Genomic DNA, 24,537 nt, shown 5'->3' with positions numbered 1-24,537 from the left:
ACAGGGAGAGTGCACTATGCCTCGGAGCAAGAGGGACAATAAGCGCAAGCCAGCGCCGCGGCGCCAAACACACCAAGCCAGCCCGCGGGTGGCCGCAACCGGTAACGGCGAGATCGGCCGTCTCAATGAAACCTGGCGGCAGCTGCTGCGCGGCGGATACCAGAGCCGTTTCAAGCGAAAGCCGGACGACAAGCCACGCGCGAGGCCGTGCGAAGTCGACCTCGGCAGCCGCATTGCCAGCCTGACGTTGGTCGACAAGAACTGGGAGGTAGTGAAGGAGAACTCCTCGTTGGCATTGCCGCCCGGCGCGCACGAGCCCAACTTGAAGTATGAGTTCTTGTCCCGCCCGGTGAAGCGAACGGTCCTGCGGGCGAAGAAGCAGGACGGCGGGAAGGTGTGTTTGCAGCATTGCACGATCACTGAGCACAAACACACGCTGGCGCCGCGGCATTGAGGTTGGGGGAGCTGATCGCGCCCCTGTCAGCGCGCCACTTCGCGTTCGTACAACTGGCGGCGCGGGTCGATGACGAGCGCGCTGCCGTCCAACCGTAGGTGGCGCGGGTTGAAGTCCGGATGGCGGACGGAGAGGACTATGGCGGCAGGCCTGACATCCGCCGGCGTCGCCAAGCCCGCGACGCCCTCCGGGCCGGTCTGCAACCGCGCCAGCAGGGTTTCAGGATGCGCGTGCACAAGAATTTCGGCACCGCCGACCGGCGGGTGTTCGCCGGCCGGGTCAAGATCGTTGTCGAGCACAGTGATGCGGGCGGTGCGGCCGTCGGGCGCGGGCTCGACTTCGACCGCCAGGTCGCGCAGCCAGACCATCGGCTCGCCGGTAATCGTCTTCATGCCGATGCGTTCGAGATGCCGCGCCGGGTTAGCGGCCAAGCCGGCATTCTGCGCGGCCATGCCGTGATCGGCGGTGAAGACGAACAGCGTGGAATCGAGCAGGTCCTTGGCGGCGAGCAAGTCGAGCACTTGGCCGAGCCATTTGTCGGCCTGGGCGACGGCCGTGCGCAGCCCGGCGCCGTGCGGGCCGTAGTCATGCCCGGCGCCGTCAGTGACCGAGAACTCGTGCACCAGCAACAGCGGCGGTGCTTGCGCCGGATTGTCGAACAGTACCATCGCCTGAGCCATGCCGCGCGCGTCCAGCGCCGCCTCGCGGTGCACGCCCTCGTGGCCGTCGGCGAGATAGCGCGGGCTGATGGTTTCGTTGAACTCCGCCGTCAGCGCCTTGAGGCGGTCGCGCGGGCCGACGATGCGCCGTTCGAGGGCGGCGTGGTCGGCGCCGCGCCCCTGCGGCTCGTGAATATTGGCCGTGAACGCCTGTGGGCCGAGCACGCGATGGAATGCCTCGTACAGAGTTTCGACCCCGCTGCCAAGGTAGCCCTCGGTTTGCAGCCCCTGGCCTTGGGGCGTGAGCGCCCGGCGCGTGGCCCGCTCGTAGTAGCTCGGGTTGACGATGTCGTGGTGCCCGCACCAGGCCCCGGTGAGCAGCGTGCTGTGGCTCGGCCAGGTGATTGACGGGAAGTTTACCGTCGAGCCGTAACGGAAACGCGCGCTGCGGTCCAAGATCCGCCGCAGGTTGGTAATGGCGTGGTCGTCGGTGTCGAGCAGGTGTTGCAGCTCGCTGTTGCTGAGCCCGTCAAAGATCACGACATAGACCCGCGCGGGGCGCTGGCCCGGATCGAGGACCTCGTCGAGCACGTTGCCGTCCTGCCGCTTCAGGTAGACGTCGGGGGCGACGCCGCGCTCAGCGGCGGTGCGCCCGGTCTCATTTGCCCCGTCAATGGCCGGGAAGCCCAGCGCGCGGCAGATGGTGGGGGCGATATCCACGTGGCGGGGCGCGCTCTCGTACAGGCCCGGGCGAACCCCGGGGCCGGCAAAGGCCAGCGGGGCGCGCGATTGCACGACGTCGAGTGCGCCATGTTGCCCGAGCTGCAAGCCGAAGGCGTACGGCTTGGGGTTGATCACCAGGTCGGGAGCGTTCGGGCTGTCGAACAACTGCGCGATGCGCTCGTAGGCGTGCGGATAGCTGGCTTGCTCCGGCTCGATGAATGCCTGATTGGCGTCGGCGGTACGATGTCCGCCGGTGCCGGCGGCTTGCAGCTCTTCGGCGCAGGTGGCCAGGAGCGTGTGGCGCTGGTCCGCGATCGGGTTGACACCGATCTGCTCGACGATGCGGTAATGGTAGCGCCCCTCGGCTAATACGCGCTGGAAGCGGATCATACCGCGCCGCGCCCACACCTCGTAGGCTTGGTCACGACAAGTGATCACCAAATCCGTCTGCTCCCGCACTTGTGGGTCGGTAAGCAGCGCCACGATCGCGCGGTTGCCGGACTCCTCCTGTTGCGCATCGAGACCTTGTCCTCCCGGTCGCTCCGGGCCACAGATCCGTTCCATCACTCCCCCTTGCCGGGGCATCATCTAACCCAGGGCGAGAGTTGTTGGAAGTGGCAAGTTCTGCGGGTGCGAGTTTCAGGTCAGTAGTAGGGCAGGCTGTGCCTGCCAACTCTGGGCGCGACAAGCGAGCGGCAGGCACAGTCTGCCCTAGTGCTGACTGACTCATCCCTAGTCTGTTGAAAGTAGCAGTATATGCCGGCGGCGTGATTGCAGGGCGAGGGCGGGCGCAGTACAAGCAGCGCCGATGCCGGGGCAACGCCGGCTAAGGCGAAGGAGAACCCATGGCACGACTACCGTACGTTGACCCGGCCACCGCCACCGCCGACGAGGTCCGCGATACCTTCAGCCGGCTGGCGGTGCCGCTCAACGTCTTTCACATGATGGCGCACGCGGAAACCAACTTTCGCCCGTTGGTGCGCCTGGGCAGCCGCATTTTGGCCAAGCAACAGCTGAGCGGCAAGCTGCGCGAGTTGGCCATCCTGCGCGTCGCCCAGCTCTCGCGTGCCCGCTACGAGTGGGTGCAGCATGTGCCCATCGCCAAGGCCGCCGGCGCCAGCGAAGAGCAAGTCGCCGCACTTGAACGCGGCGATACCGCCGCGGTCTGCTTCGACGCCCGCGAGCAGGTCATGCTGCGCTTTACCGATGAGCTGATCCGCGACGTGCGGGTTTCGGACGCCACCTTCGCCGCCGCCCGCCAGCACTTCTCGGCGCGCGAAACCGTCGAGCTGATCCTGGCGGTGGGCTACTACATGATGATCGCACGCCTGCTGGAAACCACAGCGGTGGATCTGGAAGCCGACGCGGGCACGAAGATCATCGAGGCGCTGAAATAGGTGCAGGTGACCGTGGCCACGCCGATCCGTGTGCTCATCCTCGGTGCCGCCGGGCGCGACTTCCACAATTTCAACGTCGTTTACCGCGACGATCCGGCGGTCACGGTGGCGGCGTTTACCGCCGCGCAGATTCCCGGCATCAGTGGCCGCCGTTATCCGGCAGCGCTGGCCGGTGCCCGCTATCCGGCGGGCATCCCGATTGCGGACGAAACCGAACTGGAAGCTATCTGCCGGCGCGAGCGCATCGATCAAGTCGTGTTCGCTTACAGCGACGTGTCGCACGCGCACGTGATGCACCTGGCCGCGCGGGCGCTCGCCTGCGGCGCCGACTTCGTTTTGCTCGGACCCCAGCGCACCATGTTGCTGGCGAGCGTACCGGTGATCGCGGTCTGTGCCATCCGCACCGGCTGCGGCAAGTCGCAGACCGCGCGCTGGCTGGGCCGCCGCTTGCGCAGCCGTGGCCTGCGGGTGGCCGTCCTGCGCCATCCGATGCCGTACGGCGATTTGGAGCGCGAAGGGGTGCAGCGCTTTGCCACCGCCGCCGATCTCGACGCGGCTCGGTGCACGGCCGAGGAGCGCGAAGAGTATGAGCCGCACTTGGAGGCCGGCAACGTTGTCTTCGCCGGCGTGGATTACGCCGCCATTGTCGCGCAGGCGCAACGCGAGGCGGACATCATCGTCTGGGACGGCGGCAACAATGATTTTCCGTTCGTTCGCCCGAGCCTGCTGATTGCGATGACCGATGCACTGCGGCCGGGACAGGCGGCAGCGTATCACCCGGGTGAGGCGGTGTTGCGCATGGCCGACGTGGCGGTGGTGAACAAAGTGGACGCGGCTACGCCGGCACAGGTCGAGCAGGTGGTCAACGACATCCGCGCCGTCAACGCGTCCGCCGCCATTGTGCGGGCGGCTTCGCCGGTGCGCTTGGATGATCCCGATGCCGTCCGCGGGCGCCGGGTGCTGGTGGTCGAGGATGGGCCGACGATCACGCACGGGGGCCTGCCGCACGGGGCTGGGTACCGCGCGGCGATGGCGGTGGGGGCGGCGGCGATCGTCGATCCGCGGCCGTTCGCTGCTGCCAGCTTGCGGGCCGTCTTCGGGCAGTATCCCCACATCGGGCCGGTCCTGCCTGCGGTCGGTTACAACACCGAGCAGCTCGCGGCCCTGCGCCAGACGATCAACGCGGCGGCGGCCGAGGTGGTGGTGGCGGCCACGCCGATTGACTTGGCAGCGCTGATCGCGCTCGACAAGCCGGTGGTGCGCGCCCGCTACGAGTACGCCGACGCGGGCGAGCCGACCCTGGGTACCATCGTCGACGACTTCCTTGCTGCCCGGTTCGGCGCTGTGATTCCATGAGTGTCGCGGCCAGCTCACCGCTGATGGTTGTGGCGCTCGGCGGCAATGCCATCACGCCGCCGGCCGGGGATCTATCATTTGCCACCGAGCGCGAGGTCATCGAACGCGCGGTTAGTGAGCTGGCCGGCCTGGCGCGGCGCGGCTGGCGCTTGCTCGTTGTCCACGGCAACGGCCCGCAAGTAGGCCGCCTGCTTGCCGCCCCGGGCTTCGGCGATTCCGAGCGCCTCGATGTGCACGTGGCGCAGACGCAAGGGGAGATCGGCTACTTGCTGGCGGAAGCATTAGATCACGAGCTGGGCGGGGCCGCCGGCGTAGCGATAATCACTCGGGTGCTGGTCGACGCGGGCGACCCGGCCTTTGCGCAGCCCACCAAGCCGGTGGGGGCGGTACTGAGTAGTAAGCCCGCCGGCGTAGCCTCGTTGCCGACACCCGACGGCCGCGGCTGGCGCCGGGTGGTGGCGTCGCCGCGCCCGTTGGCGGTGATCGAAGCCGAGGCGATTCGCACACTGTTGGCCACTGGTCACGTTGTGGCTGGCGGCGGTGGCGGCGTAGCGCTGGCGCAGACTGCCGGGGTGCGCCGGGCACAACCGGCGGTGATCGACAAGGATTGGGTGGCCGCGCTCCTGGCGGTAGCCTTACGAGCCGAGTGTCTGCTGTTCGTGACCGACGTGTCGCACGCCTTTGATCAATTCGGTGCCAGCGATCAGCAGGCAATTCATCGGATGACGGTGGCACAAGCCCGCGAGCGTCTGGCGCATCACGTCTTTGCGCCCGGCTCGATGGCGCCCAAGGTGGAGAGCGCAGTGCAATTCGCCAGCGCCACCGCGCGGCCCGCGGTTATCGCCACCCTCGGCGCTATCGAAGGCGCTCTCAGCGGCACCACCGGCACGACCATCGTGCCGGCGTAGACACGAGGTGCTTGGGGATGAGCACGGCGGTCACCCTCAGCCGCGGGGCTTGCCCACCACTCTGACCGTGCTCGCCTGCGGGCCTTTCTCGCCCTGCTCCTCCACAAACTGCACCTCGGTGCCCACCTCCAAGCGCGCGAAGCCGTGGTTGAGCACACTGTTCTTGTGGAAGTAGATCTCGCGGCCATCGAAGGTAACGATGAAGCCGTATTCAGCTTCGGGAAACAGCTGAGCGACTCGGGCCGGCGGCGCCGCCTCGTGGGTCTTCACGTCGCGGCGCTGGCGGCGGGCATAGTCCGCGAGCTGGCGTTGCGCGGCATTGAAGGCATCGCGGATGGCCACATAAACGTCTTCATGGGCGTGATGAGCGGCGGGCTCGCGCTTGACCACCAGTTCGCCGTTGGGCACGGTTAGATCGATGCGGACGTGAAACAACTTACCTTGGTGGCGATGGCGATGCGGGGCCTCGACCACCACGCGGCAGCTCATGATGCGCTCGTAGTATTCGTCGAGTTTGGCGGCGCGCTCGCGAATCTTGGCGGCGACCGCGGCGGACGGTTCCATCTCACGAAAAGTGATCTGTAACGGCAGTTGCATGTGTCACTCCTGACTACGCGCGAGTCGCGGGCGCGGCGCCGCCGCGGCGGCCGCGCGCCGGATGGACTGGCGGCATCGGTGGCGGGCGGTCAAGTTACGCTGCGCTCAGTTGCGGCCCGGGGCGCCGGGCACAGATTGCAGCCAGCGTAGTTATCACTTCGTCGGCTTTGACTTGCCTCTTGGTCTTGCGCGCGGGCTGGCGCCCGGCTTCCCGCGCCAGGTCGTTCAACGACACGAGGCCGACGAGGCGGCCGGCAGCATCGACCACCGGCAGGCGCCGGATCTGGTGCGCCCGCATCAACTCTTCCGCCGCCGCTGGCGTGTCCTGCGGCCCGCACGTGTATACCTCCTTCGACATCGCGCTGGCCACGCCCAGCTCGCTCAGCAGGGCGCCCTGGGTATAGGCGGCCATGCAGATGTCGCGGTCGGTCAGCATGCCGACAACGTGGTTATCGCTGTCGACCACCGGCACACAGCCGCAGTCAAACTCCCACATCAAGTGGGCCGCCGAGTTCAAGGTGTCCTGCGGGCGGCACGTCTTCACGTCTTGGCTCATCATCTCGGCTACGCTCATGGCCTCCTCCATGCGACAACTCACTGGCCCGGCGCGCACGCCGAGGCCAGGCCACCGCCTGTGCCGCAAATGTCTTGCCAGCAACCAGCCCGGCGCAGAACACGCCTCTGCGGCCGCCCGGGCGCGCAGGGATTCTCACCCCTGGTAAACCCGGACCAGGGCTGCAATCGGCGCCAGCGCCCGGCGCTCTTCCCGCCCGCCGCGGGCCGGAATGCGATCCTTGTCATGCAGCTGCCCCTCATCCCCCTGGCGCCTGCTGTTGCAGCTCGACGTGGAAGACCGTGCCGTGGGGTTTTACCCGCTCGAAAGCGATGTCGCCGCCGTGTGCCAGCACGATTTGCTTGGCAATGGCCAGGCCGAGGCCGGTACCGTGACGCTTGGTGGTCTCGAAGAGGCGGAACACCTGCACCGTCTCGGGAATGCCCGGCCCGTCATCGGCCACCGAAATGCGAATGCGCTGCGGTGCGGGTTGACTGACCGCAATGTGAATGCGCCCGGGCCCCATCTCGATGGCCTCGACCGCGTTCTTCACCAAGTTCTCGAACACCCGGCGCAGCTTCTCTTCATCGGCGAGCAACTGCGGCAGGTTCCTAGGGACATCGAGGGCGACATCGATCCGGCGAGCGGCGGCCACCGGGCGCCAGAAGCTGACCACCTCGCGCAAGAAACGCGACAGCTGGAGCGGTTTCAGCTCCAGCCGCTGCTCGCGGGAGAAGTCCATGAACTCCTTGATCAACGAGTCAAGGCGGAACACCTCACCGACGATGCGTTCAGCCGCTTGAGTGACGCTGCTGAGCGGTTGGTTCGGGTCACGCTTGGCGCGGTGCAAGATGAGCTGCGCTTGCATTGCCAAGCCGGCCAGCGGGTTGCCCAAGTCGTGCACGATTTGAGCGGTGATAGCGCCGATGTCAGCGAGGCGAGCGCGCTGCTGCGCCAGCTTCTCGAGCGCTTGCACCCGGGCCTCGACCAGCTTTCGGTCGGTGACGTCGACGGCGACGCCGCCGATAAAGCGCTGCCCGCCGGCATCGGTGATGGGAAACTTGAGTACCACCCAGTCGCGCACCAGGCCGTCGGTGGTCGGCACGGTTTCGGTTAGCTCGACGGCCTGGTTGCGGCTGAGCACGACCTCGTCGTTTTCCCGTATCCGTTGTGCTACCGCCGCCGGCCACAGGTCATCATCGGTCTTACCGCGCGTGGCTGCCATCGTGGTTTGGAAGAACCGTTCAAAAGCGGAGCTGACGTAGACGTAGCGGCCGGCGTCGTCCTTGATGAAGGCCACCGCCGGACTGTGGTCCATGAAAGCCTGGAAGCGGGCTTCGCTATCGCGCAGGGCGACCTCGGCGGCGGAGCGTAAGCGCCGCTCCTCGGCGTCGCGCAACTCGCGCGCCACGGCCGCGCTCAGGCGGGTCAAATTGGTCTTCATCACGTAATCGTGCGCACCGGCCCGCATCATCGCCACCGCCACCTCTTCGCCAATGGTGCCCGACACCATTATGAACGGGAGATCGTGGCGCGCCTCGCGCACCAGCTTGAGCGCCGCGGGTCCACTGAAATGGGGCATCTCGTAGTCCGCCAGAATTACGTCCCAGGGCTGCTGCGCTAGCGCAGCCGCCATGGTCTCCGCAGTCTCCACCCGCATCCACCTCGGCTCGAACGCGCCCCGGCGGAGTTCGGCAATTACCAACAGGGCATCGTCTTCCGAGTCCTCGACGACCAGGACGCGCAGCGGAGTCAGCGCCGGGGGCGCCGCCGGGGCGCAGGCAAGTGCCGGCTCCTCATGCAGGGTGTTCATAGAAAGCGCACCGTCCCTTAGCACGGAACGGCCGGCGGCGCGAAGCCCGGCGGCGGTTTGCACTTCGCCCGTCGCTTGTTTGCCGTGGGCGAACGTGGTCAACTGCCTCGTAACCGGGGATCTCGCCCCGGCGTGAATCGGCAGGTGGCGCGCATGGCGCAGCTTCGTTTCGGCGCAAAGATCAAAGCCGCGCGAGTGCAGTTGGAGCGGCTGGGACGCAGCCAGCGGCGTACGGCTCTGCCCGCAAACACGATGGCGGCGCTGGCCGAGACGCTGGAGAAGCTGCGCAGTGCCGAGGAGGAGGCGCAAGCCGAGAGTAAGGAATTGCTGGCCGCGCGGCAGGCACTCGAAGCGCGATGCCGGCGTTACCAGGAGCTGTTCGAGCTTGCTCCCGATGCCCACCTGCTAACTGACGCCGCGGGCACGATTGTGGAAGCCAACCGCGCGGCCGCGCGACTCCTCAATCGGCGCCGTGACTCGTTGCAGCGCAAGCCGTTGGCGGTTTTCGTGTGCCCGGAGCAGCGGCCGGTATTTCGCCAGCAGCTATCGCGCTTGGAGAAAGGCCAGGACAAGGGCGGACAAGAGTGGATCGTTCGCCTGCAGCCGACCAGTGACGATGGCTCTGGCTTTGACGCCGCTTTGGTTGCTACCGCCGTGAGCGATGCCAGCGGCCGCCTGACGGGCGTGCGCTGGCTGGTGCGGGATGTCAGTGAACGCATCCGCGTCGAGGAGGCGCTGCGGCGCGAGCGCGACTTCGCCGAGAGCTTGATTGAGACCGCCCAGGTGATCGTGTTGGTGCTCGATAGTCGTGGCCGGATCGTTCGCTTCAACCCCTTCTTCGAGGAGGTTTCCGGCTATAGCTTGTCGGAGGTGCAAGGCCACGACTGGTTTGCGACCTTCTTGCCGCAGCGCGACCGCCAGCGCATCCGGGAGTTATTCGAGACCGCGGTCAGCGGCGCCCGGGTGCAAGGCAATATCAATCCGATTGTCACCAAGCACGGCCACGAACGCGAGATCGAGTGGTACACCAAGACGCTCACAGACCCCGGTGGCAGCGTCCTCGGCGTGCTGGCGGTGGGACACGACATCACGGAGCGCCTCTGCGCGGCGCAGCGGTTGAGTGCGCAGTACGCGGTGACGCGGGTGTTGGCGGCCTCGCCATCGCTGGCGGAGGCTACCCCTGCGTTGCTGCAAGCGATCTGCGAGGGGCTGGGATGGCAGTTGGGGGAGCTGTGGCACCTTGACGCCGCGAGCCAGGAATTGCGCTGGGATGGCATGTGGCACGTACCGTCGCTGGACGCCACGGAATTCCAAGCCGCCAGCAGCCGGAGCGTCTTCCAGATCGCCGGCGGGTTGCCTGGCCGGGTGTGGGCCAGCGGCCGCGCCGTCTGCATCCCCGACGTCACGGCGGATGAAGGCTTTCACCGCTCGTCCATAGTCATCAAGTTGGGCTTGCCCCATGCCTGCGCCTTCCCGCTCGGCAACGGCCATGAGGTGATTGGGGTGATGGCGTTTTACCGCCGCGACTTGCGGAGGTGCAGCCGCGAGACGCTCGATACGCTGGAGTCGCTCGGCAAGCAGATCGGCGATTTCATTGTCCGCAAGCGGGCGGAAGCGGAGTTGGCCGTCAGTCAGCGGCTGGTGCAGCAACGCGAGCGGCTGGCCGACATCGGCGCGATCACGGCGCAAATCATTCATGATCTGGGAAACCCGCTGGCGGGCGTCTCGATGCAAGCGCAACTGATCGCGCGCCGGGCCAGCCGTGATCCCGATCGGCCCGTCAGCACGGTGCGCGCCGCGGCCGAACGGATTGTGGCTGAAGCTCACCGTTTGAACACGCTGATCGCCGAGTTCCGCGACTTCGCCCGCGAGCAGCGCTTGGAGCTGAAGACCATTGCGGTGCCGCGATTCGTGCAGGAGGTGATCGACCTGTGGCAGCCGCTGGCGGCAGCCCGTGGTATCACGCTGGCGACCAGGGCCGCTGATCGTGCTGCTGCCAGCCTGGTAGCCGACGAAGACAAGCTGCGCCGGGTGCTGGACAACCTGGTCAAGAACGCGCTGGAAGCGATCGAGCAAGGCCCCGGCTGCGTCAGCATCGAGGTCAGCGCGCTGGCCCAGGACCGGGTGCGCATCTCGGTGAGCGATACCGGTCCCGGTCTGCCCGCGTCGGTGCAGCTGTTTCGGCTGTTCGAGACCACCAAGCCGCACGGCACCGGCTTGGGCTTGGCGGTGGCGCGCCAGATGGTGCAAGCCCACGGCGGCAACCTCACCTTCGCCCCGGTGCAACCGCACGGGGCCACGTTTCACGTCGATTTGCCGCGCGGCGCGGTCGGCGAGTTCTGACCCGGCGGCGCCGCCGGACCAGCGAGCCGCAGCTCACCCGCGCATCAGCTTGGCGGTGCGCCGGCCGAGTTCGACGGCGAAGTTGGTGCCGCGGTCCCAGGGATAGACCTGCGACATCGAGGCCAAGTACAGCCCGGGGATCGGCGTGCGCACATCGGGGATGTTGCGCGAGTGATTGACCGGCGGCACGGGTTGCGCGTAGGGCTCGCGGAACAGCCAGGTCTTCTTGACCCAAGAGCGCTCAAACTTGGCGTTGAAGCGCGACAACGCGGGCAGGAACTCTGCCACGATCTCCTCGTGCGAGCACTGGAAGTAGCGGTGACTGGGGTCGAGATAGTCGCCGCAGTACACGATGTGATCGCCGCCGAAGTGCTCGCACTCGACGAAGTTGGTGTGCTCACACAAGGCGAGAAAGGGGAAGCCCTCGCCCTTGGGCAGGTTGTGCCAGTATACGCCCTGCTCGCTGAGCTGGTGGCTGAGTGACAAGATCAGCACCACGGCGCCCATCGACTTGAGCGCCGAGAGCTGCGCCAGGTACTGCGGTGGGAGTGCCGGCGCCAAGCGCGAGAGCAAGGCCGGCGAGGTCGTCACCAAGCAGGCATCGTAGTCGAGCGCGCCGGCGGGGGTCTGGAGGGTGAGCCCGCCGCCGGCGCGGGGCGCGATTGTGCGCACGGCGGTATCGAGCCGGATCACCGCACCGCGCTGGCGCGCGGCTTCAGCGAGCGCGTCGAAGAAGGCTTGGAAGCCGCCGACGAAGGTGCCGAGCCGCGTGGTGCGGGCGTGCAGGCGGGCCCAGAACCAAGCCATATTCACCTGGCGCGCGTGCTCGTCGCCGAATTTGCCGACCAGCAGCGGTTGCCACAGCTTTTCGTAAGCGCGCCTGCCCATCCAGCGGCTGAGCCATTGGTGCGCGGTGACCCGCTCGAGCGGCTGCCACCACGGGCTGAAACGCAAATATGCCCCCGCGAGAGCGAACCGAAGCTTATCGAGCCACGACAGGCCGGGAAACGTCAGCACCGCCAGCGGCGAATCAAAGGCATGAAAGCGGCCGCGGTCGTAAACCGCGGTGATCGGCCGGGGAAACCGGACCTTGTCGCCGGCGCCGATTTCGCTAGCCAGCTCCAGCACCGCTTTGTCGGTCTGGAACCAGTGGTGATAGAAACGCTCGATGGTCCAGTCCCAATGCGGCTCCTTGAATCCGGAGGCCAGCCCGCCGACCTGGGCGGCGGCTTCGTAGACCGTCACCGCCTGGCCCGCGCCGGCCAGATCGTACGCCGCGGCCAGGCCCGCAGCTCCCGCGCCAATGATTGCGACCTTCATGGCCGCTTGAGTACCGCGCCCGGGCCGGCGCCGCAACCGGCGCGTCCCGCGGCCGCAGCAGGGTGTTGGCGCGGCTTTACGTTTGCCGGCATCCGATTTAGGCTCGGCGCCCGGAGGAAGCCATGCCCCTAATCGATCACGACGGCGTGCGGTTGTTTTTCGAGGAAGCCGGGGGCGGTCGCCCGCCGCTGCTGCTGGTGCACGGGTGGACCTGTGATCACAGTTTCTTCGCTCCCCAGTTCGAGCATTTTCGCCGGCGTCACCGCGTGGTGGCAGTTGATCTGCGCGGCCACGGCCGCAGCGACAAACCGCAACAGCATTACAGCATGACGGCATTTGCCGATGACCTGGTCTGGCTCTGCGATCAGCTGGGGCTGGAGCGGCCGGTGGTGATCGGCCACAGCATGGGGGGCGTGATCGCGTTGGAGTTGTCCAGCCGCTACCCGCAGCTGCCCGCCGCGATCGTGAGCGTCGATTCGCCGATTCCGCCGCTGGCGGCTGCCAGGGAGAGCATGGCGGCGATCGCCGCCATGTTGCGCACGCCCGAGTACCGCGAGGCACAGCGGCAGTTCGTCTCCTCAATGTTGTTCTTACCCAGCGACGACGCGCAGCGGAAGGCGCGAATCGTTGACCTGATGTCTTCTGCCCCGCAACACGTCATGGCCTCGGCCTTCGAGCACATCGCCAGTTATGATTACACCAGCGCCGCCACTAGTTGCCGGGTGCCGTGGCTGGCGCTGTCGGCCCATCCGCCTTTCGTCGACCTGGCACACTTGCGAGCGCTCTGCCCGCACGTGCTCACCGGCCAGACGGTGGGCGCCGGCCATTTCAACCAGCTGGAAGTGCCGGAACAGGTGAATGCGATGATCGAACGCTTTCTCGCCGTCGCGGTGACGGCTGGCGCGGTGGCGGCATGAACGCTGCGAGTGTCGAACCGCAAGCGCGCGTGCGCCCGCGGCTATCTTTGAGCCTCGTGAGCGAGAAGGCCGGCGCTTTGTTGCCGGCGCTGACCACCGGCTTCGCGGTCATCTTGGCGCTGCGGCGGATGGAAGACACCGACACCTGGTGGCACCTGGCCGCCGGCCGGTGGATGGTGCAGCACCTGCGCGTGCCCCATACCGACACCTTGTCACACACGGTGCCGGAGCATCCGTGGATCAACTTGCAGTGGCTGTACGACGTCCTCTTGTACGCCCTCTATCAACTCGGCGGCGCGGACGCGCTGGTAATCACAACGGCGGTGATCTTCGGGCTGACGATCGCTCTGGTGCTGAAGTCCCTGCGCTCGGTGCTCACCCCGCTGACCGCGGCGGTGCTGGCGCTGTGGGTTGTGCTGACGGCGGAAGAGCGGTTGCAGATCCGTCCGGAGATCGCCTCGTTCTTGTTTTTGCAAGCGCTGCTGTACCTGTTTGCCAGCGCGCGGCGGGATGGGGGCCGGCGGCTGTGGCTGGTACCGGTGGTGATGCTGCTGTGGGTCAACGTTCACTCGTTGTTTATCGTCGGGATATTCGCCATCGGGTGTCAGATGGTGGCAGCGACGGCGGAGCACTTGCCGATGTTGCCGGTGAACTGGCGCCGGGCCTCGTCCTTTGGGCCTGTCGGCAACCGACGGGTACTGCTGAGCGGCGGCGCCGCCATGCTGGCAACGTTGGTCAATCCCTACTTCGCTACCGGGGTGCTGTTCCCGTTCAAGCTGCTGTCGCGGATCAACGGCAGCAATCCGGTGTTTCAAAGCATCGGTGAGTTCCGCCCGCCGTTCTCGGGATATTTTCCCACCGTGGCATTGGGCGCCTACCAGCTGTTCCTGATGTTCAGCGTGCTGGTTGTCCTGTCGGTAGTGGTGCTGAGTCTAGTGGCCGGGCGGTCGGTTACTGGTGCATCGGGGCGAGCGGCGCGCCGGCGTCAAGGCGGGCAAGCGGCATTGGCCCCCACCGGTCGCAGGGCGGGCTTGGACCTCTCCGGCCTGCTGTTCTTTGCCGGCCTCGCCTATCTCTCGCTGTTGGCGCGGAGGAACACGGCGCTGTTTACCTTGGGGGCGGCGCCGTTCGTAGGCCAGTGCCTGGCGCTGTTGCCGGCGGCACTGCCGCAGCGGGTCCGCCAGTCGCTGCGGCCGGTAGAGCACGCCCTGACGGCGGCCATGGTGCCGCTGCTGCTGCTGGCCGGCGCCGGGATTGCCAGCAATCAGCTCTATCGCTTGAGTCTGGAGCCGCGTGAGTTCGGCACCGGCGTGCTGGCGGTGAACTTCCCGATCCGGGCCGCGGAATTCGTCAAAGAGATGAAGCTGCCGCCGCGCTTGTATAACGATCTGGCTGCCGGCGGCTACCTGACGTGGGCGGCGCCGTCCGACGGCGGCGTTTACATCGACGGGCGCTTGGAGGTATACGACGCGGAGTTCTTCTCCGCTTACATGGCCGCTCTTGCCGACCCCGAACGCTGGCAGGCGGAAGCCGACCGGCGCGCGATTTCGACGGCCATCTTGTTTCACCGCTGGAGCAATCGCCACACCCTGATCAGCTGGCTGATGGCGAGTGAGAACTGGTCCTTGGTCTACGTCGACGAGGTCGCGATCGTGTTTGTGCGCATTGCCGGCAACGAGGAGCTGATCGCGGCGGCCCTCCAACGGGCAACCGCGGAGCAGAAGAGCGCTATCGACGACCTGTTAGCACCAGTCACTTCTTGGCAATGGCCGTCGGGCCGCGCGGCGGCGTTGTCGAGCTATGCCGAGGTATTGGATCTCATCGGCGCTTCTGAGGCGGCGGCGCAGCTCTATGAGCGCTGGCTTGAGTTGGGGGTGCCGGCACAGAGCGAGTTGCCGGTGCGTTTACGCTTGGCGTTCTACTACACCCAGCGCGAGCAACTCGATGAAGCCCGCCGGCACGTGTGGCGGGCCGAAGAGATCGCTCCGGGCGAGCCGGAGGTGGTGCGATTGCGCGCCAGCGTCGGCGGTTAGGTGTACGCGGGCGGACTCGCTGAGGGTGGGCAGTTAGGAGCAAGCAGGGAAGGGGGGATCAGGGCAATGCAGGTGAGAGTCATAGCAGGCGTGGTCGCGGGATTGGTGGTGGTGGCCGGTGCGGGTGAGGCTCGCGGCGGACAGGTCATAACCGAGGAGCGCGTCGCCCAGCAGGTGGTCGTGCGCGATCTGCGGGTGCGGGCAGGGGCCGTGTCGGGGCTGGTGGTCAACAATGCCCGCAAGCCGCTGCGCGACGTGCGGCTGCTAATCCGCCACCAGTGGATTTGGAAGAACGAACGCAACCCAGGCCCCGACAATCCCGGACGAGTGGCATACTATACCGTGCACGAAGAAATCCCCCCCGACGTCAGCGTCGCCTTCAAGTACCGCCCCAACCCGCCGTTGCCAGACCGTAGCGACGGACATTTCGAAACCACGGTGGAGGTGGTCGGTTACTCCGAGGTCGGCGAGTAAGTGGACGCGGATCCGGCGAGCGGTCTTGGCCGCTTTCGGCTTGAGCCGGCGCTGCGCCGTTGTTATGAGCCGCGCCGGAGGTGGCCCAATGCACAACGGCCCTTACTTCGACGACCTCAGCGCCGGTCAGGTCATCAAGCACTGGCCCGGGCGGACCATCCGTGACTTCGATGACACCTGGTTCACCTTGCTGACGATGAACACCAACCCGATCCACTTCGACGACCACTACGCCAGCCAGTCCCAGCATGGCAAGTGCTTGGTCAACGGGATTTTGGTGTTCGCCCTCGCGGTCGGCATGAGCGTGAAAGACATCAGCCAGAACGCGATCGCCAACCTCGAATACGAGAACATCAAGCACCTCGGCCCGACGTTTCACGGCGACACCATCTATGCGGAGAGCGAGATCTTGGAGAAGACCCGCTCGCGCGGGCGTGCCGATCGCGGCGTGCTGTACGTCGAGACCCGCGCCTGGAACCAGCGCAATGAGCCGGTGTTGTCACTACGGCGGCGGGTGCTGGTACCATGCCGGCCGCCGGTGTGACGGACACCACCCACGTGGTGAGCGCCGGCAGGCACGAGCGCGTCGCGGCAATGCCGCGTCAGAGCGTCAAGAAAGACGGAAGTAAAGCGCCGCTGCCGTCCGTAGATGTGACCAGTTGCCTGATGGCACGTGGCTAGCTGTACCGCCCAATGTGTCTTCGGTCGGAATCGGCATATCTCAGCGTTTAGCACTCGCGCCCCAGCTGCCGGCGGCGCCCGCGGCGCGTTTGCGAGCGGGGAAATCGCCGGCATTTGCCGCGGCATCGCCCGTGCGCGAAGCCGCGGCGGGGCGCATTGCGTTTGCGGGGTGGAGGTCTTGGTGGAAGACCGGTGCGGCGGCGGCCGGATGGGTCGCTGCCGCACTGGGACTGGGTTATGGCCTGCAAAGCGCCGGCGCCGGTGACGAGTTGCTGTTGGTGATTCTCGTGCTGATGGTTATCGGGCCGCCGCTGTTCTTCACGCTCCCGTTGTCGGGGCCGACCGCGGCGGCCTTCGCGGCGGGCCTAGGGTGGTGGTGCGCCGGTGGAGTATTAGCGGGGGCGCTGTTGCCGGTCGCAGGGTTGGGCGCAGCCGCTCTGGCCAGCGCGGCTATGGCCGTGCGCCAGGGCAGTGTGCGGCGACTGCGCGAGCGGATCGGCGAGTTGCAGCGCGGGGCCGAGGCGCTGGCCGCCGCCAATGCGGCGCAGCAACAGGGCAGCGAGGTGGCGGAGGCCATCCTGACGGCGACGCGTGACATCTCCGCCTCGCTCGATGCCGGTGAGCTGGCGGTGCGCGTGGCGCGCAACGCTTACGCGCTGACCAACGGCGCGGCTGCCGCGGTCCTGCTGTGGGATGCCGCGCGCGAGGCGCTGCGCGTCGCCGCCACCGCCGGCGGCGGTGGGAGTAGCGAAGCTCATCAGCTCGAGGTCAACCTTCGTAACGCCGAGCAGTTGCAGGGCGCGCTGCGCGAAGGCATGGCCGATATCCCGCGGGTGGCGCTGCGTGACCCGGTGCTTGATGCTTTGCTGCGGCGCTGGAAGGCCGGCGCGGTCCTGGCGGCGCGCTTGCAGCGCGGCGGGCGGCCGTTGGGCCTGGTGCTGGTGGCCCGGCGCGGCTGCGAGCCGGCGTCACCCAAGGCGTGCCAGATTCTCAGCGGCATCGCCTTGCAAGCGGCGGCAGCGCTGGAAATCGCCAACCTGGTCAACGATCTGCGTACCGCCGGTAGCCTGCGCGAGGAGTTCACCGCCACCATGTCGCACGAGCTGCGCACGCCGCTCAACGTCATCATCGGTTATACCGAGATGCAACGCGAGGGCATGTTCGGCGACTTGTCGCCCGATCATCTCGACACCCTCGCGCGCGTCCACGAGCAGGCGTTGCAGTTACTCGATCTGATTCAAGCCACACTCGACGTCGGGCGCCTGGAACGAGGCCTGATGACGGTCGAGCTGCGCGAGGTGTCGGTGCCGGAGGTGCTGGCGCAGGTCTTCGGTGCGATCCCGCCCTCGTGGCGCAAGTCCGGGGTGGAGCTGCAATGGCGCATCGATCCGGCCGTGCCCCAGATTCGTAGTGATGCAAGCAAACTACAAGTGGTACTGCGCAACCTGGTGCATAACGCGCTCAAGTTCACCGACGCCGGCCAGGTGTTGGTGACGGCCACGACCGATCCCGACCGGCAGTGGGTACACTTCGTGGTGCAGGACTCGGGGCGGGGGATTGCCGCCCAGGACCTGACGGTGATCTTCGAGATGTTTCGCCAGTCGTCAGAGCGCGACCCGGCGCTTGGGGGCGTGGGTTTGGGACTTTACATCGTCAAGCGGCTGATCGGCCTGCTCGGTGGCGAGATCGACGTCCGCAGCGCCCCCGGGCGAGGGGCAACTTTTCGCATTCACATTCCGGCGGCGGGGCCGCACGCCGGCGCCAAGCCGCGCGGCCCGAGAAGCGCCGGCACCAATCGGGGGCTCAGCTCACCGGCATCGGCGCGCGCCTGAGCCTGATGGCGGTGTTCACGTGCCTTCGGACCACGAGGTCAGGTAGTGGCGCTGGTCGGTGGTGAGGCGATCGAGCTTGATGCCCATGCTGGCGAGTTTGAGTGTGGCGACGGTCTCCTCGATGTCTTTCGGTACCTCGTGAACGCGCAGCGCTAAGCCGCCGTTGCGGCTCGAGCGCACCGCCCACTCGGCGCACAGGGCCTGGGTAGCGAAGCTCATATCCATCACTGCCGCCGGATGTCCTTCGGCGGCCGCCAGGTTCACCAGACGGCCTTCGGCGATGACGTAAAGCGAGCGGTCGTTGTTGAGCACGTAGCGGTCAACCATGGGGCGCACTTCTTTATCCAGGCGCTTGCTGAGGCGGCGCAGCGTCTTGAGGTCAATCTCGATGTCGAAGTGGCCGGAGTTGCAGAGGATGGCGCCGTCCTGCATCTGCACGAAATGCTCTTCGCGGACGACGTGCTTGTCGCCGGTGACGGTGATGAAGACCTCGCCGATTTTGGCGGCATCGCGCATCGGCATGACGCGGAAGCCGTCCATGGCGGCTTCCAGCGCCCGGATCGGGTCGACCTCGGTTACCACCACTTGAGCGCCGAGGCCGCGGGCGCGGCTGGCGACGCCGCGGCCGCACCAGCCGTAGCCCGCCACCACCACCAGGCGGCCGGCTAACAGCAGATTGGTGGCGCGGATCAAGCCGTCGAGCGTCGATTGTCCGGTGCCGTAGCGGTTGTCGAAGAGGTGCTTGGTATCGGCATCGTTGATGGAGATGACGGGAATGCGCAACGCGCCGTCGCGCTCCATGGCGCGCAGGCGCATCACCCCGGTGGTGGTTTCTTCGAGGCTGGCGCGCACCTCGCCGGCCTGCTTGGCGTACTCGGTGTGGAGTAGAGTCACCAAGTCGGCGCCGTCGTCGATGGTGATCACCGGCTTCTGTTCGAGCACGGCGCGCAGGTGATCGTAGTAGGTCTTGTGGTCCTCGCCCTTGATGGCGAAGGTCGGGATGCCGTCGCCTTTGGCCAAGGCCGCCGCGACGTCGTCTTGGGTGGAGAGCGGGTTGGAGGCACAGAGGAAGACCCTGGCGCCGGCCGCCTTCAGCGTCCGCATCAGGTTGGCGGTCTCGGTGGTCACGTGCAGGCAAGCGCCGAGTGTCAGGCCGCGCAACGGCTGCTCGCGCTCGAAGCGGGTGCGGATCGAGCGCAGCACGGGCATCTGCTGATCGGCCCACTCCATGCGCTTCTGGCCGAGCGGGGCGAGTTTCGCGTCTTTCACGTCGAATCGCTGCGTCGCCATTGATGGTCCTTTCATAAAGGGAACTCGGCCGGGGTTGGTGCCCCCGTGGGCCTATGCTGCCGGCGTCCGGAAGTGCGCTGAATAATACGGCCCCCCGGCGGCGGTCAAGGGCGCTTCATTCGTCGTCTTCATCGAACCGGCGGTCGAGCAAGTCACCGATGGCGTCGACGGCCTCGGCCGCCTGCGGCCCGGCGGCTTCGACCTCGATCAGGCTGCCCTGCGGGGCCGCCAGCATCATCAGCGCCAGGATACTCTTGCCGCTGACATCCTGGCCGTCCTTACTGATGGTGATCTCGGCATCGTACTTGTTTGCCGTCTGTACCAGCTTGGCGGCGGCGCGCATGTGCAGGCCGAGGCGGTTCTGGATGCGCAGGACACGGCGGACGGGGTCCATGATGATCAGCGTCCGAGGTCGCGGTGGCGCACCTGGGTGGCCAGGCCCTTGGCGGCCAGGAGCTGCGCCAGCCGTTCGACGATGACCACCGAGCGGTGGCGGCCGCCGGTGCAGCCCACAGCCACTGCCAGCGAGGACTTGCCGTCGCGCTGGTAGAGCGGAAAGACCAGTTCGAGCAAGCCGGTAATGCCGGCGAGCAACTGGCGAGTCTCGTCCCGATCGAGCACGAACTGCGCCACCGCCGCGTCGAGACCGTCGCGGTCACGCAATTCGTCGACGAAGTAGGGGTTGGTCACAAAGCGGGTATCGAAGACCATTTCGGCGTCGGCGGGCAGCCCGAACTTGAAGCCGAACGAGGTCAGGAGCAAGCGCAGCGTGCCTTCGATCTGTCCGGCGGCATAACCACGCGTGAGTTCGGCCCGCAGCTGATGAATGGTCAAGGCGCTGGTGTCGACGATGCGATCGGCGCGCTCGCGCAAGCCGGCGATTTGCTCGCGCTCGCGGGCGATGCCGGCCAGCGGGCCGGCATCGCCCGCGAGCGGATGCGGCCGTCGGGTCTCGCCGAAACGCTGCACCAGCACCGCGTCCGAGGCATCAAGAAACAGCACTTCCACCCGCCGGCCTTGCCGGCGCAGGTCGTCGAGGACCGCCGGGTAGCCGTGCAGGAACTCGCGCTCGCGCAAGTCGATGCCGAGCGCCACCCGGCCGATGCCTTCCGTGGCGGTCTCACACAGCTCCAAGAACCGCGGCAGCAGCACCACCGGCAGGTTGTCGATGCAATAGAAGCCCAGGTCCTCCAGCACATGGATGGCCGTGCTCTTGCCGGCGCCGGCCATCCCGGTCACGATGACGACACGCAGGATCCGTTTCACGGCGGGTTCCCGCCCGAAGAGCGCTGGAGGTTCATCCCGCCGGCGGCGGCGGTTCTGACGCTAGAGTCGTTCATCTTCCTCGCGGATGATGCGGCACAGTTCGGCGCGATCCGGGGCGGCCAGCAGGCGGGCGCGAAAGGCGCGATCCTTGAGCAAGCGCGAGACCCGCGCCAAGGCTTTGAGGTGCTGGCCCACGGAGTCGTCCGGGGCCACCAGCAGAAAGAACAGCTGCGTTGGACGTCCATCCAGCGACTGGAAATCGACGCCCTGCACGTGGCGGCCGAAGGCCCCGAGCACCTGGCGCAGGCCGGGCAGTTTGCCGTGGGGGATAGCGATGCCGTCGCCGATGGCGGTACTGCCCAAGCGTTCGCGCTCCCAGAGCACCTCGATGAGGCGGTTGGGATCGATTTCGGGGTACTGGGCGGCCAGTTGCTCGGCCAACTCCCGCACCACTTCGGCCTTGGTTTGGGCGCGCAGGGACGGAAAGACCAGCGCCTCGGGCAAGATGTCGCTGATTTTCATGGCCGCGCCTCAGGGCACCTCCGGTTCAATCAGTCCATAGTTGCCGTCGCGGCGACGGTAGACGACGCTGAGCGCATTGGTGGCCTCGTTCTTGAACAGCAGGAAGTCCTTCTTGAGCAGGTTCATTTGCAGCACGCCTTCATCTACCGACATCGGCTTGACCGCGACCCGCTCGGTGGCGATCACGCGAGCGCGGCGGTCGCGGGTGGCGCGTCCGACCGTGGCGGCGCGTTCGACGGTGGCGCCGCTGTTGAACTTGCGGTCTTTGCGCTTGGTGGTGCGTCTGGCCAGTTGGCGTTCGATCTTATCGAGGGCCAAGTCGATGGCGGAATAGAGATCGGCGGTTTCCTCGGTTGCGGTCAGGTTCAGGCGGTCGGCGTTGACCACCAATTCGGCGATGTGGCGGTGCTTGTCGACCGACAGGATCACATGGGCATCAACCGGCGCGTGTACGAACTTCTGCAAGCGCTGGCTCTTGGTCTCGGCGTAGCGGCGCAACGCATCGGTCGGCCGCACCCGCCGAAAGGTCACCGTCACAGGCATGGTGGACTCCTCTTCGTGGGGGTTGGGGTTAGTACACTTGCCGCCGCTTCGAGGACGGCAGGATGGCCATCATCTCGCGGTACTTGGCCACCGTGCGGCGGGCAATGTCGACGCCCTCTTTGGCCAACACCTGGGCGATGTGTTGGTCGCTGAAGGGCCGGCGCTGATCCTCGGCGGAGATGATGGTGCGAATCCGCTCCTTGACGCTCTCGGCGGACACGTCCTCGCCGCCGTCGCTGCGATTGAGGCTCGAAGTAAAGAAGAACTTCAACTCATAAATGCCTTGCGGTGTATGCACGTACTTGTTGGCGGTGGCGCGGCTGACGGTGGACTCGTGCATACCGATGTCCATGGCGACGTCTTTGAGCACGAGCGGCTTGAGGTAAGCGATGCCGCGATCGAGGAAGTCGCGTTGGAATTTGACGATGCTGCTGGTGACCATGAACAAGGTGCGCTGGCGCTGATGGATGCTCTTGATCAGCCAGGCGGCGGCGCGCATCTTTTCTTGAATGTAGCGTTTGGCCTCGGTGGTTTCGTCGTTGCCGAGCACGCTGCGGTAGAAGGAGCTGACGCGCAAGCGCGGCAAGCCTTCCTCGTTGAGGGTAACGACGAAGTCACCGTCGACCTTCTGCACCGTCACATCGGGGGTGATGTAACGGGTGTCGCCGCCGCCGAAATTGCGGCCGGGTTTGGGTTCGAGGGTGGCGATGGTGTTGGCGGCGGCCACCACCTCCTCGATCGAGACGTTGAGCTCCTTGGCGATCTTGTCGTAGCGCTTGTTTTCGAGCAGCAGCAAGTGGTCGGCCACCACCGCGGCGGCGACCGAGTCGGCCAGGCCCTCGACGCGCAGCTGGAGCAACAAGCACTCGCGCAGATCGCGGGCGCCGATACCGGGCGGGTCCAACTCCTGGATGCTCTCGAGCACGTGCTCGACCAGCTCGAGGTCCTGCCCGCTCTGGAAGGCAATGTCTTCGACCGGCACGCGCAAGTAGCCGGCCTCGTCGATGTTGCCGATCATGAGGGCCGCCACCGACTCTTCGACCGGGCTGAGCCCGACCATGCGCAGTTGCCAGATGAGGTGTTCGGTCAACGAGGTCGTGCGCACCAGGGTGTTTTCCAGCGACGGGCGCTTGTCCTCGTCATAGTCGGCCGGGGTCGCGGTCGCGCCCTGCCAGTCGTTGCGGTAGTTTTCGAGGTATTCCTTCCAGTCGATCTCGTTGGACTGGTTCTCGGGCTCGATTTCGGCGGTGGTCTCGCGACTGGGTTCGGTCGGTTCGGACCACGACTCGACGTCGTCGGCCGGCGCGGGGTCGAGGTTTTCCTCTGTGCGCGGGCGCTCCGGCTCCACTTCCGCCCCGATCTCTTCTTCCAGGGTGGGATTCTCGGTGAGTTCCTGGTCGATCAGCTCTTCGAGTTCGGCACGTGAGACTTGCAGAATCTTGATGGCCTGGCGCAGCTGGGGCGTCATGACCAGTTGCTGACTCAGCTTTTGGTACAGGCGGGTTTCCAGAGCCATAGCACTACCTACAGGGTGAAGCGTTGACCGAGGTAGAATTCGCGAGCCACGGGGCTGTTGGCGATGGCGTCGGGTGTGCCCTCTTCGAGGATAGTGCCGGCGTTGAGGATGTACGCCCGGTCGCAGATGCCGAGAGTTTCGCGCACGTTGTGGTCGGTGATCAACACGCCAATGCCCCGCTCTCTTAGTTGACCCACAATGTTCTGAATGTCCAGTACCGCGATGGGATCGATACCGGCGAAGGGCTCGTCGAGCAACATGAAGCCGGGCGAGGTAACCAAGGCGCGGGTGATCTCCACGCGGCGGCGCTCGCCGCCGGAGAGGGAGAACGCCTTGTTCTTGGCGAGGTGGGCGATGCTGAGCTCTTCGAGCAGTTCGGCCAGGCGCTCGTTGCGTTCCTCGTGGCTCAGGGGCAGCGTTTCCAAGATGGCGCGGATGTTGTCCTCCACGGTCAGCTTGCGGAACACCGAGGGCTCTTGCGGCAGGTAGCTGATGCCCCGGCGCGCGCGCTGGTACATCGGTTCGCGGGTCACGTCGTTACCGTTGAGCACGATGGCGCCGCTATCGGGGCGGATGAGGCCGACGATGGCGTAAAAAGTGGTAGTCTTTCCCGCGCCGTTTGGACCGAGCAAGCCGACCACTTCTCCAGCGCGCACGTTGACGCTGACGTCGCGCAGGATTTGGCGCCCGCCCAGCCGCTTGCACAGATGCTGCGCGCCAAGTGCGCCTGCCGGTTGGCGCTGGTCGCCGTTACTTTGCCCGTTCTGCGCCACTGCTGTTCCCCGTGCTCTGGTCGTCGTGCGCGGGCGGCGCCAGCACCGCGTGCACGCGCTCGTCGCCGCCCTCGACCACGCTGCGTCCCTCGTCCAGAAACACCACAACTCGCTGCCCGGCGACCCGGTTCTCGCCGTCGTGGAGGACCGCGTCCTGGCTCAGCACCACTGTTCGCGCCGCCTGATCGAACACGGCGCGGCCGCCGGTGGCAAAGCGGGTGCCCTTGCCGATCCGCACCTCGCCCTCGGCCACGATCTCCTTGAGCTTCTCGCGCTCGGGGGCGCGCTCGTCGAAACGTACGGTCAGTGTGGTACTGCGCAGCATCAAATCGCCTTGCGTCACCTCGACGCCGCCACGGTAAACCACCACGCGGCGCTTGTAATCGAACTCGAGCATGTCGGCGCTGATGCGAATAGGAGCGCGACTGGAGCCCAGCGAGAAATCTCCCAGCAGCCCGGAGCGGGCCCAGTCCGCCGCACCCGACTTGCCCGCCGGCTCGGTGGCCGCAGCCACCGACGCCGTTGCCCAGAGCGCAACGCTCATGAGCGGCGCAAGTGCCGCGAGCC

The 24,537-nt window shown here is 66.6% G+C and carries 23 protein-coding genes; 10 read left to right on the top strand and 13 right to left on the bottom strand.

The window, feature by feature from the left end:
- Positions 1-16: 16 nt before the first annotated feature.
- Entirely contained in the window at positions 17-454 is a 438-nt protein-coding gene (locus HY699_12090) for a hypothetical protein (GenBank protein ID MBI4516542.1), read from the top strand.
- A 26-nt stretch (positions 455-480) separates the two neighbouring features.
- Here the strand turns inward: HY699_12090 and HY699_12085 are convergent, their stop codons facing one another.
- Positions 481-2,400 carry an alkaline phosphatase family protein gene (locus tag HY699_12085; protein ID MBI4516541.1) on the bottom strand — a complete coding sequence of 640 codons (1,920 nt, stop codon included), beginning with the start codon at positions 2,398-2,400 and terminating at the stop codon, positions 481-483.
- Between the two features lie 281 nt (positions 2,401-2,681).
- On the opposite strand from HY699_12085, the gene HY699_12080 reads away from it, so the two are divergent.
- The 3 genes from HY699_12080 to HY699_12070 are packed head-to-tail and all read left to right on the top strand — an operon-like array spanning position 2,682 to position 5,497.
- A complete protein-coding gene (locus HY699_12080) occupies positions 2,682-3,233 on the top strand; it encodes a carboxymuconolactone decarboxylase family protein (GenBank protein MBI4516540.1) in 552 nt (183 codons plus the stop codon).
- A gap of 6 nt (positions 3,234-3,239) precedes the next feature.
- Entirely contained in the window at positions 3,240-4,589 is a 1,350-nt protein-coding gene (locus HY699_12075) for a GTPase (protein MBI4516539.1), read from the top strand.
- The gene (locus HY699_12070; GenBank protein MBI4516538.1) at positions 4,586-5,497 is read left to right on the top strand and encodes a carbamate kinase; all 912 of its coding nucleotides are present in this window, start codon (positions 4,586-4,588) and stop codon (positions 5,495-5,497) included. The genes HY699_12075 and HY699_12070 overlap by 4 nt, the downstream gene beginning before the upstream one ends.
- A 36-nt stretch (positions 5,498-5,533) precedes the next feature.
- Here the strand turns inward: HY699_12070 and HY699_12065 are convergent, their stop codons facing one another.
- The 3 genes from HY699_12065 to HY699_12055 form a co-directional block, all read right to left on the bottom strand.
- Entirely contained in the window at positions 5,534-6,094 is a 561-nt protein-coding gene (locus tag HY699_12065; protein MBI4516537.1) for an HPF/RaiA family ribosome-associated protein, read from the bottom strand.
- A 94-nt stretch (positions 6,095-6,188) separates the two neighbouring features.
- Positions 6,189-6,668 carry a CBS domain-containing protein gene (locus HY699_12060; GenBank protein ID MBI4516536.1) on the bottom strand — a complete coding sequence of 160 codons (480 nt, stop codon included), beginning with the start codon at positions 6,666-6,668 and terminating at the stop codon, positions 6,189-6,191.
- A gap of 238 nt (positions 6,669-6,906) precedes the next feature.
- Positions 6,907-8,460, bottom strand: coding sequence for a PAS domain-containing protein (locus tag HY699_12055; protein ID MBI4516535.1), 1,554 nt, complete (start codon positions 8,458-8,460; stop codon positions 6,907-6,909).
- 153 nt (positions 8,461-8,613) lie between these two features.
- On the opposite strand from HY699_12055, the gene HY699_12050 reads away from it, so the two are divergent.
- Entirely contained in the window at positions 8,614-10,803 is a 2,190-nt protein-coding gene (locus HY699_12050) for a PAS domain S-box protein (GenBank protein ID MBI4516534.1), read from the top strand.
- 33 nt (positions 10,804-10,836) lie between these two features.
- Here HY699_12050 and HY699_12045 read toward each other — a convergent pair whose 3' ends face one another.
- Positions 10,837-12,123, bottom strand: a complete 1,287-nt coding sequence (locus tag HY699_12045) for an NAD(P)/FAD-dependent oxidoreductase (GenBank protein ID MBI4516533.1) — start codon at positions 12,121-12,123, stop codon at positions 10,837-10,839.
- Positions 12,124-12,245: 122 nt separating this feature from the next.
- Between HY699_12045 and HY699_12040 the strand changes: the two genes are divergently transcribed.
- The 5 genes from HY699_12040 to HY699_12020 all read left to right on the top strand — a co-directional run bounded on the left by HY699_12040 (position 12,246) and on the right by HY699_12020 (position 18,060).
- Positions 12,246-13,040 carry an alpha/beta hydrolase gene (locus HY699_12040; GenBank protein MBI4516532.1) on the top strand — a complete coding sequence of 265 codons (795 nt, stop codon included), beginning with the start codon at positions 12,246-12,248 and terminating at the stop codon, positions 13,038-13,040.
- On the top strand, positions 13,037-15,073 hold the full coding sequence (locus HY699_12035) for a hypothetical protein (protein MBI4516531.1): 2,037 nt from the start codon (positions 13,037-13,039) through the stop codon (positions 15,071-15,073). Before HY699_12040 ends, HY699_12035 begins: the two co-directional genes overlap by 4 nt.
- 66 nt (positions 15,074-15,139) lie before the next feature.
- Positions 15,140-15,547 (top strand): hypothetical protein, encoded by a 408-nt coding sequence (locus tag HY699_12030; GenBank protein ID MBI4516530.1) that lies wholly within the window; start codon positions 15,140-15,142, stop codon positions 15,545-15,547.
- Positions 15,548-15,635: 88 nt separating this feature from the next.
- Positions 15,636-16,091 (top strand): MaoC family dehydratase, encoded by a 456-nt coding sequence (locus HY699_12025; GenBank protein MBI4516529.1) that lies wholly within the window; start codon positions 15,636-15,638, stop codon positions 16,089-16,091.
- Between the two features lie 268 nt (positions 16,092-16,359).
- Positions 16,360-18,060 (top strand): HAMP domain-containing histidine kinase, encoded by a 1,701-nt coding sequence (locus tag HY699_12020; protein ID MBI4516528.1) that lies wholly within the window; start codon positions 16,360-16,362, stop codon positions 18,058-18,060.
- A 15-nt stretch (positions 18,061-18,075) separates the two neighbouring features.
- Here HY699_12020 and HY699_12015 read toward each other — a convergent pair whose 3' ends face one another.
- The 8 genes from HY699_12015 to HY699_11980 all read right to left on the bottom strand — a co-directional run bounded on the left by HY699_12015 (position 18,076) and on the right by HY699_11980 (position 24,514).
- Positions 18,076-19,350, bottom strand: coding sequence for an adenosylhomocysteinase (locus HY699_12015; GenBank protein MBI4516527.1), 1,275 nt, complete (start codon positions 19,348-19,350; stop codon positions 18,076-18,078).
- A 115-nt stretch (positions 19,351-19,465) separates the two neighbouring features.
- Complete coding sequence (locus HY699_12010; GenBank protein MBI4516526.1) at positions 19,466-19,744, bottom strand: HPr family phosphocarrier protein; 279 nt, start codon at positions 19,742-19,744, stop codon at positions 19,466-19,468.
- A gap of 5 nt (positions 19,745-19,749) precedes the next feature.
- Positions 19,750-20,580: an RNase adapter RapZ gene (rapZ, locus tag HY699_12005; GenBank protein MBI4516525.1), complete on the bottom strand. Its 831-nt coding sequence runs from the start codon at positions 20,578-20,580 to the stop codon at positions 19,750-19,752.
- Positions 20,581-20,676: 96 nt separating this feature from the next.
- The gene (locus HY699_12000; GenBank protein ID MBI4516524.1) at positions 20,677-21,138 is read right to left on the bottom strand and encodes a PTS sugar transporter subunit IIA; all 462 of its coding nucleotides are present in this window, start codon (positions 21,136-21,138) and stop codon (positions 20,677-20,679) included.
- A gap of 9 nt (positions 21,139-21,147) precedes the next feature.
- Complete coding sequence (raiA, locus tag HY699_11995) at positions 21,148-21,681, bottom strand: ribosome-associated translation inhibitor RaiA (GenBank protein MBI4516523.1); 534 nt, start codon at positions 21,679-21,681, stop codon at positions 21,148-21,150.
- A 28-nt stretch (positions 21,682-21,709) separates the two neighbouring features.
- Positions 21,710-23,197 (bottom strand): RNA polymerase factor sigma-54, encoded by a 1,488-nt coding sequence (rpoN, locus tag HY699_11990; GenBank protein MBI4516522.1) that lies wholly within the window; start codon positions 23,195-23,197, stop codon positions 21,710-21,712.
- A gap of 8 nt (positions 23,198-23,205) precedes the next feature.
- Entirely contained in the window at positions 23,206-23,970 is a 765-nt protein-coding gene (lptB, locus tag HY699_11985; protein ID MBI4516521.1) for an LPS export ABC transporter ATP-binding protein, read from the bottom strand.
- Entirely contained in the window at positions 23,948-24,514 is a 567-nt protein-coding gene (locus tag HY699_11980; protein MBI4516520.1) for a hypothetical protein, read from the bottom strand. The genes lptB and HY699_11980 overlap by 23 nt, the downstream gene beginning before the upstream one ends.
- Positions 24,515-24,537: the final 23 nt, after the last annotated feature.

It is taken from the genome of Deltaproteobacteria bacterium (assembly GCA_016210005.1).
Lineage (GTDB): Bacteria > Desulfobacterota > Binatia > HRBIN30 > JACQVA1 > JACQVA1.
Note: the sequence above shows the minus strand (reverse complement) of the source record. Positions and strands in the feature narration are given on the sequence as shown.